Origin of the sequence: Serpentinicella alkaliphila (genome assembly GCF_018141405.1) — a bacterium.
In the GTDB taxonomy this organism is placed as follows: domain Bacteria; phylum Bacillota; class Clostridia; order Peptostreptococcales; family Natronincolaceae; genus Serpentinicella; species Serpentinicella alkaliphila.
Genome location: NZ_CP058648.1, coordinates 836,181 through 853,077 on the forward strand (window position 1 = coordinate 836,181; position 16,897 = coordinate 853,077).

General features: G+C 33.4%; 6 protein-coding genes. 1 reads left to right on the forward strand and 5 read right to left on the reverse strand.

Annotated features, from left to right (window positions below; translation table 11 throughout):
* Positions 1-40: 40 nt before the first annotated feature.
* The 5 genes from HZR23_RS04180 to HZR23_RS04200 form a co-directional block, all read right to left on the reverse strand.
* Positions 41-1,528, reverse strand: a complete 1,488-nt coding sequence (locus HZR23_RS04180; RefSeq protein WP_132849062.1) for an S-layer homology domain-containing protein — start codon at positions 1,526-1,528, stop codon at positions 41-43.
* A gap of 15 nt (positions 1,529-1,543) precedes the next feature.
* A complete protein-coding gene (locus tag HZR23_RS04185) occupies positions 1,544-4,342 on the reverse strand; it encodes an S-layer homology domain-containing protein (RefSeq protein ID WP_132849061.1) in 2,799 nt (932 codons plus the stop codon).
* Positions 4,343-4,375: 33 nt separating this feature from the next.
* Positions 4,376-10,495: an IPT/TIG domain-containing protein gene (locus HZR23_RS04190; RefSeq protein ID WP_132849060.1), complete on the reverse strand. Its 6,120-nt coding sequence runs from the start codon at positions 10,493-10,495 to the stop codon at positions 4,376-4,378.
* Positions 10,496-10,739: 244 nt separating this feature from the next.
* Positions 10,740-13,943, reverse strand: coding sequence for a PAS domain S-box protein (locus HZR23_RS04195; protein ID WP_132849059.1), 3,204 nt, complete (start codon positions 13,941-13,943; stop codon positions 10,740-10,742).
* A gap of 160 nt (positions 13,944-14,103) precedes the next feature.
* Positions 14,104-15,951, reverse strand: coding sequence for an ATP-binding protein (locus tag HZR23_RS04200; protein WP_132849058.1), 1,848 nt, complete (start codon positions 15,949-15,951; stop codon positions 14,104-14,106).
* A 151-nt stretch (positions 15,952-16,102) separates the two neighbouring features.
* Here HZR23_RS04200 and HZR23_RS04205 point away from each other — a divergent pair, with 151 nt between their 5' ends.
* Positions 16,103-16,897 carry a hypothetical protein gene (locus tag HZR23_RS04205; RefSeq protein ID WP_132849057.1) on the forward strand — a complete coding sequence of 265 codons (795 nt, stop codon included), beginning with the start codon at positions 16,103-16,105 and terminating at the stop codon, positions 16,895-16,897.

Sequence of the window (16,897 nt, forward strand, 5' to 3'; positions counted from 1 at the left end):
CGTATAAAGAGGCCCCTTAGGCCCCTCTATACTGGTTTTTTTAGTGTGAGTAGTTCAAAATTCTTTCTCTATAGTCATATCTTAACTCATGTTGAAGGTAATCTACAAAATCAACTAATAGCTCTGCGGCCTCTGCCTTGGTTAACCACTTGTTTGGTTGTAAGTACCCATCATTTGTATCTCTTAGTATGCCTAATTCTCTAGCTACATAAACTGAATCCTTTGCCCAAATTGGAATTTGGTCATCATCTCTAAATCCAGTAAAATATCTTTGAATAGGTGCTAAGTGTTCAAAGCCTAAGGCCTTAACTATTACTGTTATTGCTTGAGCCTTTGTTAAATACTGATTAGGTAAAAACTGATTAGTTCCGGCCCCTTGCATTATACCCTTTTTAAAGGCCGCCTCTATATATTTACTATTAGGGTCAGTTTCTCTTACATCAATAAAGGTTCTTGGCTTTTCCTGTACTGCTGTAGATCTTTGTCTTACATTTGTCTGTTCCTTTTCTAACAGATCTAATATAGTTACCATAGACCTTGCAAAGTCCCCTCTGCTCATAGGAAGAGTTGGTCCAAAACTTTGACTATTTGGATTTAAAGCACCTAAGCTTGCTAAAAATAGTATATCTCTTTCATTAGTATTGCCTAATATATCTGTCATAGCAGGTATAAATAGCATTTGATTAACAGGATTAGTATTTAAGCTTAAGCTATTAACACCTGTATTTCGTTGACTTAATATTTCTCCAGCATCATTAAATCTAGGTAAGTCATAGCTATACTTTAATACATTTTCCTGCTGCTCTACTAACATATATGCTCCCTTAAAGCTACTTTGAGTAGGAATATTTGGTTCATAGCTATAGTCCTTAGTTGTATTATGGGATGTTAGTATTTCAGCAGTCCCCTGCCAACTAACTCTATTTTGTGCTCCATTACCCCCAGGTAATGTTCTATTATAGCTTATATAGTGCTGAATCCTTTGGGTTTCTGTGGCCCCCCAATGCTGCTCATATCCGTAAGTGTCCCCTACGGTTGTCACTTCAACAGTACCCTGATTCTTATTTATAGTATATACCCTTCTACCATCCCAGCTACCTTTAAAATATTCAACTCCTGGTTTTTTATGCATAATAGTTGATTTACTCCACTGATTTGTTTTTTCAGTAGACTCATACTTCACTCCATTAGCAGTTATAGTTTCCCTAAATCTATTTAAGGAATAGGTTTCTGTACGTTGATCACTACCATTACTATTAATAGATTTTCCGTAGGTTACATTTCTAGTCAATGTAACGGTCTTATCTGCATTAGATAAATTTCTAAAGGTAATAGATATGCTATTGGCACTATTACTAATATTTACTACTCCCTCCACAACTACAGGTTCACCGGTTATAAAGATAACTTCTCTATAGAGCATCTCGTTTTTAATGCCACCATCATATCCTGGTATCTCTAATGCGTAGGTGGATGTTGTTAAGGTCATGATTAATGCTAATACTAAAAGTAATATTCTTTTTTTCATGTTTTTCCATCCTTTCTACTGCTCTATTATAAGAACATATGCTTCATCGCCGGAAGAGGTGTTTTTAACTTTAACCAGATAAGTTTGTGCACCTTTTTTAATTCTGTAAAAACTATCTCTATCTACTGGTTTGTCGTTTACTATAATAGTTGCCCTTGTTAGATCTACAACTTCAGTAGCTCTCACTGGCTCCCATCTGCTATTTAGATTGTTCCAATGCTTAACATCCCTTAAAGTTATTTGTTCCTGATCTAAATTAATGGATTCTACATTTCCTATAGCACTATGATCAAATCTTACATTACTTGAACTACTAATTGAAGGGGTAATATTTATTGCTAGTACTTCAGAGTATGGTTCACCACCATAGTTACTTTCCCTAACAATAAAGTATGCAGTCTTATCTCTATAGTAGCCTTGTTCTAATCTGTCTCTTAATTCTGAATCCCATACTCTATTTGGATCAATAAATCTAGAGTCTAGGAATGCTTTAGTTGGAACTTCTAATTTAAGTTGGCTATCAAATATATAAGTGTCATCTGTTAAAGTCACTCTTTGTCTATTAGGTACTTGAGACCATTGATTGTTAAGTAATTGAAGATAATTAAAGCTATATGCCAATCTTCCTATAGTTACAGAATAATCGTAAATATCCTCAATTTTACCTCTGTAAATTTTAATTTGAGTTTCATCTGTTCTAGGGTCTAGTAGCCCTTCTCCCTCAATTGCTATAAAGGCACTATTTCTTACACCTCTTAGTAAATCTGCTACAACATAAACCGTTTGATTTAAGTCAAGATTTAAAACATCTACTAATCTATTGTTTTTAACAACTATAGTTCCCTGATGGAAGTTTACTCTGTTGTTATCAACAACCATCTGATTCGTGCCAAACTGAATACTAGAAATTTTACTTTCATGATTTACAGTTGATCCTTGCTTTAAAAGCATCTTAGCTACTCTAGGAACCCCAAAGCTGTTTTCAACTGCCACATATACCTCTGTGCCAATGGCCCTTTCTAAATCCCTCAGGGTAACTTTTCTATTACCATCGAATATAGTATTATCTTCAGCCCTTAAGGTTAGTTTTTGATTTGAATGTCTATTCCAGCTTGAATTTCTATAGAAACTTACATCCTTAAGGATAATTTCATTTCTTCTAGGATTAACCCCTTCTATTACCGCCCTATAGACAGTTTCAATATGTCTCTCATTGTCTTCAACTCTAATAGTTGCTATTTCAGGGCTATATATATCATCAAAGGAAAGAATAACCCTATCCCCTGTTTTAATTTCGAAAAGCTGAGCCTTACCATTTCCTCTTAAAATACCAGTGAAGCTAGTTATTATATATTTTTCTCTTCCATCACTAGTCTTTATTTCAATATCGTCCTTACTAATGAATAAAACATCTCCAACCTTTGTCTTACTTCCAGGACTTATATATCCATGCTTCGAAGGATCTTCATCTAAATATCCGTTAACCCTTCTAACTCTATTTCCTACAACTATCGCCTGTATTTCCTGTCCAAACAATAAATCCTTTAAGGAAACAGGTTTATCATTAATAAAAAATACTGTATTAGCTTGCACCTCTAAAATATGTTTTCTGTTACTAAAATCTGTAACTATAAGCTGGTTATTTACATTATCAACAAAGTCAATAAAGCCTTCTACCTTTTTTTCTTGCTCTGCACCAACTTGAACAAAAATTATTTCATTCTTTTCATTAATGTAATAGGTTATATAATCTCCATTTTGAAGGGTACTCCAAAGACCTAATCTATTATTCCTTTGTGCGACTATATCCTTTGATGGTGGCTCTACAGATATATGATTTTGTGAACCATCAGTGTTATAAATAGTTAATAAGCCTCTTGTACTCCCAGATTGTTGTAACTCCTCGGAATTAACAACCTCTCCTCGTTTAACTGTAATACCTCTTTTTTCAAATAGCTCATCCTTAATGTTTGATATTACTTGAGCCATTTGCCCTCTAGTAAATTGTCCTCTAGGAGAAAATCTATTATTTCCTACTCCAGTCATAATATTTTTCTGTAAAATAGCCTCAATATAAGGTATGTTTGCAGTTTCTATTTCTCTCCAATCCGATAATCCATAAACCTTTACAATATTTTCTCCATAAACAGGCTCTAACTCCAAGGCTCTAGCTACCCATATAGCTAATTGCTCTCTTGTAGCAGGTCTATTCCAAGTTGCTCCTAGCTGAGTTAATTCTCTTACCTGATTTTCTATGCTTCCAAGCTCCGTATTATTTAAATCCATATTTAAATATCTGTCCATTTGGTTTTGAACTTGATTCTCTAGCACCTCGGCTCTGCTTGCAGATAAATTTAATATTTTATTGATTTCATCCTGAGTAACTATATTTTCCTGAGTAGCTACTTGAATATGCCCCTTAGCCCAATCATCTGCAGCACTTAAAATAATTAAATCTCTAACTCTAGGCATAGCTTGGCTTTCTCCATACTTTTGTGCCTCTTCCTCTAACCCTAAACCATTCACTAAAATAGTTAATGCTTGGGCATAGGTTAAAGGTTGGTCCGGCCCAAATCTTCTATTCCCAATTCCTCTTACTAAGCCTAAGGCAGAGGCCTGCTGTATGGCAGGCTCTGACCAATGGCCTCTAATATCTTGGAAATTAATAGTGTTTAGTAGCTCCGAAGCATGCCCTATTCCTTCATAGCTTTGGAAAGTCAATTGATTTTCGTTACTATAAACTGAAAGTATACTTCCTTGTAAAAATATAATCAAAATTAATAATATGCTGAGTATTTTTTTGTTAGTTTTCATGGAGAAATCGCTCCTATCCTTAAAATACGGTACCTATCTGTTAGCAACTAACATATATCTTCCTCTTTCCGTAATCCCTGCTGTTACCTGTCTATTAACTGGTATAAACTCATTTCTTGATGTATTATATTTCCCGAAAAATATTTTACTTCCATCTACCCTAGGGTACGCCCTGCTATCAAATCTTAACCCTAAGGTTGCATCCCTAAGTACTGGATTAATAGCTGTAATATTTCTACCAACCTGTAGCTCAAAGGTTAAATCATATGAACTAGATGCCTGCAGCTGTGTTCTTTGAACTGCCGTTGAAACAGCATTACTATTTGCAGGTTCAAAATTAACTCTTACAAAGGCATCATCCATTGAACTTCTAGGGACAGAAATAACTTCTCTAGTATATAAATCCCTAGGTCTAAATTTAAATGTAGCCTCTGAATCTCTTATAGTTATATCTCCAGGATAATTTTCAATAATAGATAACGGTATTGCTACTGTAAACTTATTCTGCTCCTTATATTTACTTAAGGTAAAATCAATAAGTCTAGGGAATTCCTGGGTTCCTACAGTTCTAACTGCTCTTCCGTCTATAAGCTCTTCTTTACCATTTCTATTTTGTTGCTGCTGCTGTTTCTCTAGTTCCTCTTGCTTTTCCCTTAGCTTATGGTCCTGATTTTCATTTAACGTTCTTGCTGAAGCATCTGCCAGTTCAACTGCCGCACCATAGGAATTTAATGCTCTAACTCTAAAGTTATACATTGTCCCCGGCTGTAACCCTCTTATTAGGAATTCCGCTTCTTTCGTTACCCCAACAAAAGAGTATTGATTGTCTGACTGTCTCTTTGCATATATTTCGTATCTATCTGATGCGTTTAATATTTCTGGATTCGACTTAGACCACATTAATTTCATTGTCGATTCAAACCCTGGTATAGCCTCTAATACTAATGGTTTATCTGGAACTGGGATTTCATATTTAAAGTTATTATACGGATCCGATATTCCCCCATCAGGATTTATAACAATAACGTTTGTTGCCTCTAATTCCTTATCAGTTACATTAAATTTAACAATTATAGTGTTATTATCTTTTACAGTAATTGAAGCTGGCTCAATTCCACCTACAACTGCTACATTAATATTGTCACCACTACTATTTACCCCAGATATACCTTTGCCTCTAACTTCCATTCCTGCCTTAACATCGTTTTCGGCTATAACCTGACCACCTACTACTACTTTTGCACCTGACATAAACGAATTTCCTGTTATTTGAACTTCTGTTTTATTATCATTTCTAAATATCTTATCAGGTGTTATATTTGTAATTACAGGTTTGCTTATATAGGTGAACTTTCCAGCATTTGATAACTCACCATCAGGATTTTCTAACCGCACATCAACTTGTCCTGTATTTGTACTTGCAGGAACTCTAACAAATATAGTTTTATAGTCAATATACTCAATATTGTTATTGCTTTCACTAAACTCTACTCTTGCCCCACCAAATAGAACACTTAATGTGTTTCCATCAAAGCCATCCATAGTCCTTCTAAAGTCCTGTCCTTCAATTTTTACTCTAGTCCCACCTGAGGCTGGACCTTTGTCAGGAGTAATTTTATCAATCCTCGGAGCAGATTCTCCCTTTATAAATTCTATATATATTGGTGGTGTTGCTTGATCTGACGTTGCCACTCCACCATCTTCATTAAGAGCAATTAGTCGGTGCAATGTACCTACGTTAGATTCCGGTACGGCTGGCATAGTAAAGCTAAGTTTTGTATTACTATCAAATTTAAGATTTGGATGATTTACAGTTGTTAAATTTGAAACTTGAACTCTCGCCCCTTGTCTAAAATCAGTTCCTTCAATTTCTATCACATTTCCACCCTTGTGGTTGACTTTAACAACTTTGATATTGCCTATATAACCATTTCTTTGTTGAACTTCAGGTTCCCTACCATCTCTTAAGATATTAGTAATAGTAGGTCTGCTGTCAGGGTTTCTGTAATCAAAGCTAGATTTAGCCTGTCCACTATCCGGGTTAATTACGTATAGGTCTACTTTACCGACCGTATGATAGAATGGTATTCTTGCTGTAATCTGTCTCTCACTTCTTAAAATTGTATCTGGTGAGTATCCACCATCTACAATTAATCTATTATCTACTATTCTGAATTGAATTAATTCTTCATATGGGTAAGCCTCATTATCGCTAGTTTGTAAATCTCTAGTATTAATGAAAACTGGCTCAGGCCCAACCCCTGTAAAGGTGCGTCTATAGTCCTTCCCCCTATCTCTAATAGATACGGTTAAAGCTTCGTTACTCGACGTATAGGTAACTGTTACTCCACCAGCTAGGCTTACAGTGGTTCCACCATATATTACTCCTGAATTTTCTTCTTCTCTCTTTACATCTTTATTTGTTCTATTGGCAAACTTAACTAAAGGCATTATTTTAACAGCTGAGTTTCCTGAAGGATTGAGTATTGTAATTTCCCCTTGTTCAAATCCAGTCCCCTCTATTTCAATTAAATCTCCGCCTATTCTATTACCTGTACCTGGCAAAACACTTCTTATTGTAGGAGTTGAAGCTCTGTATGTATATTTTATTTTATTTGACATGCCTGCATCATTATTTATTACAAATACATCTACAACACCTGTGCCGGTCGGCACCTTAACCTGCATATACCCTGGCGAATAATGTTCTATCTGAGCCTTATTTGTCCCAAAATATACTTCTGGTAAAATTTCACCGTTCTCATAAACCCTAAAATCACTACCAAAAATCTCTACGATATTACCACCATTTACAGGTCCAGTAGTAGGTGAAATTCTTGTTATTGTTGGATTACTAGTTGGAACTACGTATGTATATCCTCTTATAGCCTTACTGTCAACAATTATCGGTTCACTATATGAAATATTAAAGGATCCCCCATTTGGGTTTACTAAAACTATAGGGACAGTAATTCTATCTAATCCCATATTTTTTATGTTGTCTGGATGCGGAGGTACTACTACTGTTAGTTCCCGGCCATTAGGTGACACTGTAACGTTATTGTTAGGTACCCTTTGTCCACCAATAAACACCTTAATCTTATCATTTTCGTATTCCTCAAACCGACTTGGCTTTCCATCAATTGGTGTAGGGTCATTATATATAGTTATAATGTTCCCACCCTTATCAGGTCCCTGATTAGGAACTATATCACTTACCCTAGGAATTACTATTGGATCTCCATAGTAACGGAAAGCATTTTTTAAGGTTTGCCTTTTTGTATCAGGATTTATTATTGTAACATCATAAGTTCCATCCACAGGTAATTTAGGTATAGTAAACAGTAATGTTCTGCTATCTACAAATTGGACTCTGTTTCCAGTAATATAATCAAATCCGTCAGCTTTTCTTTCAATCAAATATGGAGTATATGCCGTAAATGTAATACTTCCAATGGTCATTCTACCTCTATTTGGAAAACTAATAGGAAATACATTCCCACTTAAGATTGCCCTAAATCCTCCGTCTACATATTCAACCTTATAGTTATTACCTAAGCCATCTTCGATAGCAAACTCGTTACTAGCATTTCTAGTCAAAGTGTAGAACTTTTTACTAGTTTCATCAAATAAAACAGCATTATTAAAGCTTTCTCCAAGCTCGATCTCTTTTATATCATTACGCCATTCGAATATATTTTCCTTTACATTTCTAAAAACCAATGGTGCGATTTCATATCCATGTACGAAAGGCGTCATTCTAATATAATTACCTACCATATTGTAATCATTTATGTCTCTTCCATCTAGTAGCACTCTAGTACCAATTAAACGATAAATCTCAGCTCCACCTAAGGTCGTAATATTCTCTGTAACAACAGTTGGGTCTGGCTTCAGAAAACTTTCTCCCTTTGCAGTAACAATTGTGCCTATAGTTCCCTCAGTTGGGTTTATTAGTGTTAGTTTTGGAGAAGTATATGTAGTTGTATAAATGAAAGGATAAGTCCCTATACCCCCATTAGGATTAACTACCTGTAACTGTGTTGTTGCTGCTCTAGACCCTTTAGGTGCCTTAAAGGTAATTCTAGTATTATCTCCTGAAATAGTTACTCCAGTAACCTCTTTATTTTCTATAAATACCTTTGCCCCGGATCTTAGGTTGCTTCCAGTTACTACGATATCATCCCCACCTTCTATTGCTACAAAGTTAGGATGTACATTTTGAATAACAGGAAAATCATTTTGTGAAATATTTTTAAACTCTACAACATCATCAAATCTTCTTGGATCTGAAGGTGAATTACTTTTTCTTATAGGGTTGGTAATTATAATATGTCTGTGTTCCGGCTTAGATATTTTAAATCCATTAGGCCCAGTTCTAAACTTAAGTAAAATAGTATTACCTATTTCGTTATTTTCAGTTCCATTAACTAAAACCCCATCGTTTAATATCTCATAACCTATCAAATTAGGATGGTCCATTCGTATTTCTTCTCCACCTATATTAATTATAGGCATATTTACCTTTTCATCCTGACCAACTAAATACCTAGTAACTAAAAATTTACTGCCTATAATTGCTAAATGTAATTCATCAATTGAGCTGTTAATATAATGTAGGGTGTCTGTACCTGGCCCTTGAATTGGGATAATCTTTGGGGTTACAGATGTGACTGTTGGTATTTCAGTTGCAGGTAAAAACCTAAATGCATTTGGCCTTATAATTTCTCTAAACATTACTCCATTAAATACTGGAGTTCCTTTAGAAATTATCTTTGTCTCCATCCTAACTATAACGTCTCGTTCTTCGACTTGAGTTAAGGCCTCAGATATAGTCTCTACTCTTATTCTTTGTATTCCATTATCATCTTCCATATCAACTTCTAACACGGGTAATGCATTACCTATATATATTTCAAATTCTCGTATAACCTCGACACGGTATTTTAAATTATCTTGATCTCCTAGAGTCAAATCTCCTTCACCATAATTAATGGATAGCTTTCCATTTTCTATGGATATCATATCTTTATTCCACTGATTATCTGGTTTGAAACCAGAAATATTATGTTTTGATAAGTAGTAACCATATATATCAACCTTTGTAGGTGTCATAGACGGTGTGGAGCTAGGGGTAACACTTGATATTGTTGGCTTTTCCTGAATTGTAATAACTCTAAATTGCTGATCTGGCATTACATATCTAACATTTATATCCCCCACATTTGTGAAAACAATATGGTACGGCCCCACCAGTACGTTAGGTACTTTAGCAGTTATGACAGTTTCTCCACTAACAGTAGCAGATTGTGTAACACTCACATTTGTAGCTTTATTTTGTTGAGTAAAGGTTGGATTATTTAAATCCCTAATAAAATAAATATCATAGTTTGCTAGATCATTTCTCGTAAACCTTATTTCACTACCAGGCTCCCCCATAGTAGGAAACATTTTTATTCCGTCTAAATCTAATTTACCAACTACCCTTACAGCCCTTTTATATTCAAATATATTTTGTAATGTATAGTTCTTTGCTCCAGTAACTTGTTTATTATGTGTAACAACAATATCCTGCTCTCCTTGGTGAAACCCACCGGAACCTACACTTGAAAGACTAACTTGGTTTAAAACACTCCCATTAACGTTTGCAGGTACTCCCCCTACGGTTACAGTATATCCTGTGCCAGCAATTGCATTAAGTCCAGTTCCGTTTGCAATTATTGGGTCCCCTTGATTTACTGGTGTAACAACAGAAGTTATTTGTGGCAGACTCCCCTCATTTATACCGTCAAAATCAATAGTTATAAGATCTCCATCAGAGTTATTTCCAGTTACCCTGGCCATTGCTATATTCCACTCTGGAGGTATTGTAGCTTGAATAATATCTGGTTCAAATATTTGAATATTTGTAACATTTTGAAATGTATTGTTAACAAGCATAACAGTCAACTTCTTATTTGTAAGTCCTATCATTTCATCATCTCTAATAATAATAGTCTTCTGAGACTTAAGAAGATTAACATAGGTATTTGTTATTGTAACGGAATTGTTGGGTGACGCCTCCGCCTTTAAAAATAATCCACTAGGGAATAGGTTTAAAAGTAAAACAAATACTATAAAACAACTTAAATGCCTTTTAATGCTTTTTGCCATAATCAGTCCCCCACTCTTTATCAAATATGTTAAATAATTAATAAAAACTCACAATTATTCCACTCAAGAAATATATCGACAAATTTACCAATTATATTCACATGTATATATTGGTAAATTACTTACATTATACCACAGCATTTGCACACACTTTGTTTCTTAACGTAAATGTAAACAAAATGAAATATGTCGAAAAAAATGTAAAAAAAATAGCCCTAAGGGCTAAAGAATTATTAAATATTATTTATTTTGACTTTTCTATCCATCTGTTAACCGTTAAATACAGCTCTTTCATATCTAGGGGTTTCTTCAAATAATCATCCATTCCTGCTTCTATACATCTTTCCCTATCACCATTTAAAGCATATGCAGTCATTGCAATAATAGGGGTATACCTTCCAATGAATTTTTCAAACTCCCTTATTATTTCAGTAGCTTGATATCCGTTTAGTACGGGCATCTGAATATCCATAAGTATTAAGTCAAAGCTATTAGATCTATAGGCATCTACAGCTTCTTTTCCATTTTTAACAATAACTATATTCCAAGCATTTTGCTTTGCAAACCTTTCCATTACAATTCTGCTTCCCTGGTCATTTTCAACAACTAAAATATTAAAACTTCCATTCTTTAATTTTATGTTTTTGCTTATATGATCTGATTTATTCATATTTGTATTTGTAACTTCTAACAGGCAAGTAAACTTGAAATTACTTCCCTCACCCACAACACTACTTACCCATATTTCACCCTTCATTTTTTCAATTAACCCTCTGGTTATAGATAGTCCTAGGCCAGTACCCCCATGAACTCTTGTTATCGAACTATCCGCTTGATTAAAGCTATCAAAAATTTGTTCTAACTTATCCTCAGGAATACCTCTGCCAGTGTCTTTTATCGAAAAACCTAGAAGTAGTGAATTTTCATTAATTTCTTCTATTAAGGATACGGATATGCTAATTTCACCATTAGTAGTAAACTTAACCGCATTTCCTATAATATTATATAATACCTGTCTTAATCTAAAGGCATCCCCTAGCAAAACTATCGGTATTCTTTCATCAACAAATAGATTGAAGGTATTATCCTTATTTTGAAGAGAGGGCATAAACATAGTTTTTACTTCATAAATAATTTCACGAATGTTTAGCTCCTTTTTTTCCAATTCTAAATGTCCAGACTCAATTTTAGAATAATCGAGAATATCATTTACTACCTTCAAAAGTACATCAGAAGAAGTTTTACATATTCTAATAAATTCTAACTGCTCTTCATTTAATTCTGTTAATTGAAGGAGTTGGAGCATACCCATAATTCCATTTAAGGGTGTTCTAATTTCATGGGACATATTTGCTAAAAATTTACTTTTGGCTATATTGGCTGCCTCTGCCTGCTCCTTTGCCTTTACTATTTCTAACTCTTTATTTCTTCGTTCAGTAATCAGTTCTGAGTATACGATAATACCGCCTATTGATTTATCAGGTTTATACCATGGCCTACATTCCCATTTAGTCCAATCAAAAGTACCGTCTTCATGTACATAAGGGTCATCATCACCAGTTAATATTTTTCCGCTTATTGCTCTTTGACAAACAGCCTGCCATTTTTTCGGTATTCTAGGGAATCCTTCATGCAAATGTTTACCAATAATATTTTTTTCTAACCTAAAATCATCCAAATACTTCTCGCTTACATAAATATACTTTAAATCTAAATCATGTATAGCCACTGCACATCTATTATGTTCTATTACATAATTCATAAGGTTATAAGAATTTTGTAGTGCAATTTCCATTTCTTTTTTCTGAGTAATATCTGTATGAGTACCATACATTTGTAATGGACTTCCATCTGAGGACCAGTTAACAACCTTTCCCCTTGAATGTATCCATCTAAAGCTCCCATCTTTGTGTTTAGCTCTAAATTCAGTTTCATAGTTTTCCTTTTCTTTAGAAAAAACCATTTTTAATTGTTCCGTTGCTCTTTCTATATCCTCCGGATGTATAATACTTCTCCAGTAGTTTGTATTTACTGGGCGTGTTATTTCTTCTAGGGTATATCCTATTATCTGTGCCCATACTTCGTTTATAATAGTTTCATCTTTTTCTACATCCCATTCCCATGTCCCCACATTTGTAGCTTCAATTATTTGACTAAGTCTTTCTTGACTTTCCTTGAGTTCTTTTTCTGCTTTAATACGAGCGATCAGTATAGAATATTGTTTAGAATATAGCTCTACTAAACTTTCCTTAGTAAACTTTTTTCCATTTTCCATAATAAGAATGAAATCCCCTACCATCACATCATTTTGCATAAGTTTTATTACTATGGTTTCACCAATATTAAAGATTCTCTCGAGTAGTTTAAAAACTTTCTCTGGTATTAAATCCTCAGTTATTTTACTAAGGGAATCAAATTTTGTTACTCTTTCATTCTTAATTTTCTCTATTAGCGACTCATTGTGTAGCCACTTTTTGCCTATTAGGTTATATCCTAATATATTCTTAAGCTTGCTTTCGAATCTATATGTTCCTGTAACAGCAACCGTTGTAAATGAACTATCACCTTGGTCGTATAAATTTATCATTGCATACTTCGCACCACTTATTTGCAAAATATCCTCTGCAGCCTTATTGTAATCTAAATCATTTCCATAATATTTTAGATAGTCCTCAGCAATATTGACCATTTTTTCTAAGGCAATTCTTTCATTAGCCTTATCTGTAATATCTCTAGCAGCAGCATAAATATATTTACCGTATGGGTAAGAGCGCCATTCAATATATTTATATGAGCCATCCTTACATCTATATCTATTAACAAAGTTTAAAACATGCTCATGTTTTTCTAATTTTAATAATACGCTTAAGGTTGCTTCCATATCCTCTGGATGAATAAATTCAAAAAAATTACTATTTTCTAGCTCATAAGTAGAATAACCTAATACTTCTTCCCATGCTTTATTAACCTTAAGGAAATTCCCCTTTATATCTGCTATACATAAGAGGTCTAAATTTAGCTCAAAAAACTTTTCTAGTTCATCAATTCTATTGAGGAATTCTCCCTTCTCCGCATTGCATGTAACTCCATTATCCTTCTCAGATATTATTGTGATGAAATAATATTTCTCAGGAGAAAAGACCTTTATTTTGTAAGTCCCTTTTAATAACTCCATATAGTTAACTACTTCTAGCTCTATACCATTTAAGGCTACATCTCCAAATATTCTGATTAAACTTACATCATATTTATTCTTTAGAAGTGATAACTCTAATGCACTCTTTCCTAAAATATCCTCTTTCTTCAGAGATGTTAATTGTTCAAAAGCAGAGTTTATATTAAGCACTTCATAATCATAGGGTATATTATCTTTGTCACATATAATTTTAAAACAGCCACAGGCTAAAGGTAATTTTTCAACTATTTGTTTATACCAATAGTGATTCAAGTTTTTTTCCTCCTAAAAAACAATTCGTTAACTGGTCATACCAATTGTTAATATTTTACTATATTTTTATTTAAATGCAATAGATAAATTAAAAATACTTTTGTAATAATTAAACAGGCAGTCCGAAGACTGCCCTTAAACTCCTTACTATAGTTAATATTTAATCCATCCACACATATACTTTTTCCTTAAGCTCCTCAATATTTAGTGGTTTTGATATGAAATCATTCATACCTGCATCCATGCACCTCATTTTGTCCTCCTCTAATGTCCAGGCAGATACCCCAATAATTGGAGTCTTAATACCCGCTTCTCTTATTTTTTTAGTTGCTTCGATTCCATCCAAAAGTGGCATTTGTATATCCATTAAAATTAAATTAAATCTTTGACCCTTCAAAATATAAAGTGCCTCTTCTCCATTTTCTACAGCCACATATTCTATTTTTAAAAAGGTTAGTATTTTTTCTATTAGATATCTATTAGTTCCATCGTCTTCAGCAATAAGCACTTTTCTTTGTTCATATATATTTGAGTTATTTATTTCCCTATGGTCTATATCTTTAGCTTGTTCAGAGCTTAAGTTTTTGCTTTTAAGTTTCACTATAAATGTAAATGAAAAGCAACTGCCGGCACCTTCAATACTTTCAACCGACATGTTGCCACCCATAAGTTCGACTAACTTTTTCGAAATAGCTAATCCTAAGCCAGTACCTTCGTATTTTTTCCCATAGGGTTCCTCCACTTGATAAAATCTATTAAATAAAAGACCTAGCTTGTCCTTTGGTATCCCAATTCCCGTATCCCTAACATCAACTTTTATATAGGTATCATGTTCATTTAGTCCTTGTCCTTCAACATACACCGTTACTTTTCCTTCGTTAGTAAATTTAATGGCATTTGTTATTAGGTTTGATAAAATCTGTCTAACCCTTAAAGAGTCCCCATAAACTATTTCTGGGGTTGTTGAGTCAATTTCTAATAGAAGCTCTATACCCTTCTCCTTAGCCATATTTTTATATAGTTCAACCACTTCACTTATATGCTCTGTTAAATTAAATGAACTATTTTCTATCGTTACTTTTCCAGCTTCAATTTTGGAATAGTCTAATATATCATCAATAATTCTTAAAAGAGAGTAAGTGGACTTTTGAACTATTTCTAGATTTTCTCTTTGTTCACTATTTAGATCAGTGGCCAGTGTCAATTGTGTCATACCTAAAATTCCATTCATAGGCGTTCTAATTTCATGGCTCATATTAGCTAAAAATTGACTTTTAGCTATGTTAGCCGCTTCCGCATCTGCTTTTGCTTTAATAAGCTTCTTTTCGTAGCTATGCTGATGGCTAATTATTTCCGAAATATATTTGATAGATATAGCAATTATTATTAACGTTGTTAAATAAATAGCAGCTTTAATCCAAGTCATTATCTTTATAACTCTGCCATATATTTTATCAGCAGAGTAGTCAATACCTAAAACTCCAACGATCTCTCCCCTAGAGTTTATAATAGGGATATTTGCTGTCATGACCCAACCCCAATCATCTGCTAATAATATATTGGTGTAGCTAGCAATACCTAGTTTTAACGCATCATTATACTTCTGATTTAACTCTTTATTGTAGTCATTATTTTCTACAGTTCCATAGGGTGAAAAAAATTCACTATCCATAGGATAGCCATCTACAACATAGATGTTATTCCCATCCTTAATATCAGATTCCGTATAAACATAAAGGAAACCTAGCTCCTCTCTTACATCATTTAAATACACACGAAGCTCCTCATAGTATTCATTATTAATCCCTTCGTATACGATTCCTTCAAATCTATCCCCATCGATATTAAGGTTTACTACTTTCCCGGTTTTTAGTAGCTTTTCTCCTAATAATTCCTTTACGTAATTTTTAGTAATTATGGAAAGTGCGATGTTAATTATTATTGCTAAACTAAGTAATAGGGCAATACTCAATAATATTAATTTTGACCGTCTACTATTTATTTTCATCCAATGTTTTCCCCTAACATTTTAATGTTTATGTAGCTCATATCTATTTCTTAATCATAACATATAACTCAACTACTATTTTAACAAAATAAAATAATGAAATTAACAAATTTTTCCGATATAATTATATTAATGAAAGGAGATGTGTTATATGAGAGAAAATAAAATAAGAATTTACATACTCGCATTATTATTTGTTTTTATTTTTTCTTCCTTAAGCTTTGGACAAAGCTATAGTAGAACAATAACCGCATGGTTTAATGGTATCAAAATGAATGTTGATGGAAGGATTATAGAAAGTCCTAGGGAACCATTTTTCTACAATAATACTCTATATGTTCCTATTGATGACCTAAGCGATGCTTTACTGTTTAGCTCCTCATATAGCGAAGACAATAAAACTCTTAAAATTGATACAAATAGAATCCCTTATGGTAGTATGGCTCAATATTCCGGGGCTTTACAACAAAGAGGAATTAAGATAGACCAGCTTAATAAAGAAATAGAAGAGCTAGAAAAGAAGCTAAAAGCTACTGAAAAAGAGTTAGATAGGTATAAATATGGTTATAGGGATTATAGGTATTCATATTATGATTATCCTTATGATTATTATCCTTATATATACACAACTTCGGAAATGCAAAGATATCTACGTGACTATTATAGTTATTTTAATGATTTTCCAAACACTATATCTCTAAGTTCTCTAGGTAACAATAATTATAGGCTAACAATTGTTATACATAGCCATAACCGATCTCTCTCCAGTGTTAGCTCTAGCTCTGTTGAAAATTGGCTAAGGGATATGCATTATTCAATTCGAGACTTACTAAATAATAACGCTAGAATAGAGGGCTATATTTTAGACTATAATTATCACTCTGGAAATAGAAATTTTTCGGATTTTGAGACTATAAATAACCAATTATATTTTTACTATAACTAA

Coding starts and splice junctions, on each gene's coding strand:
- HZR23_RS04180 (WP_132849062.1), bottom strand. CDS start 1,528: ATGAAAAAAAGAATATTACTTTTAGTATTAGCATTAATCATGACCTTA.
- HZR23_RS04200 (WP_132849058.1), bottom strand. CDS start 15,951: ATGAAAATAAATAGTAGACGGTCAAAATTAATATTATTGAGTATTGCC.
- HZR23_RS04205 (WP_132849057.1), top strand. CDS start 16,103: ATGAGAGAAAATAAAATAAGAATTTACATACTCGCATTATTATTTGTT.
- HZR23_RS04190 (WP_132849060.1), bottom strand. CDS start 10,495: ATGGCAAAAAGCATTAAAAGGCATTTAAGTTGTTTTATAGTATTTGTT.
- HZR23_RS04185 (WP_132849061.1), bottom strand. CDS start 4,342: ATGAAAACTAACAAAAAAATACTCAGCATATTATTAATTTTGATTATA.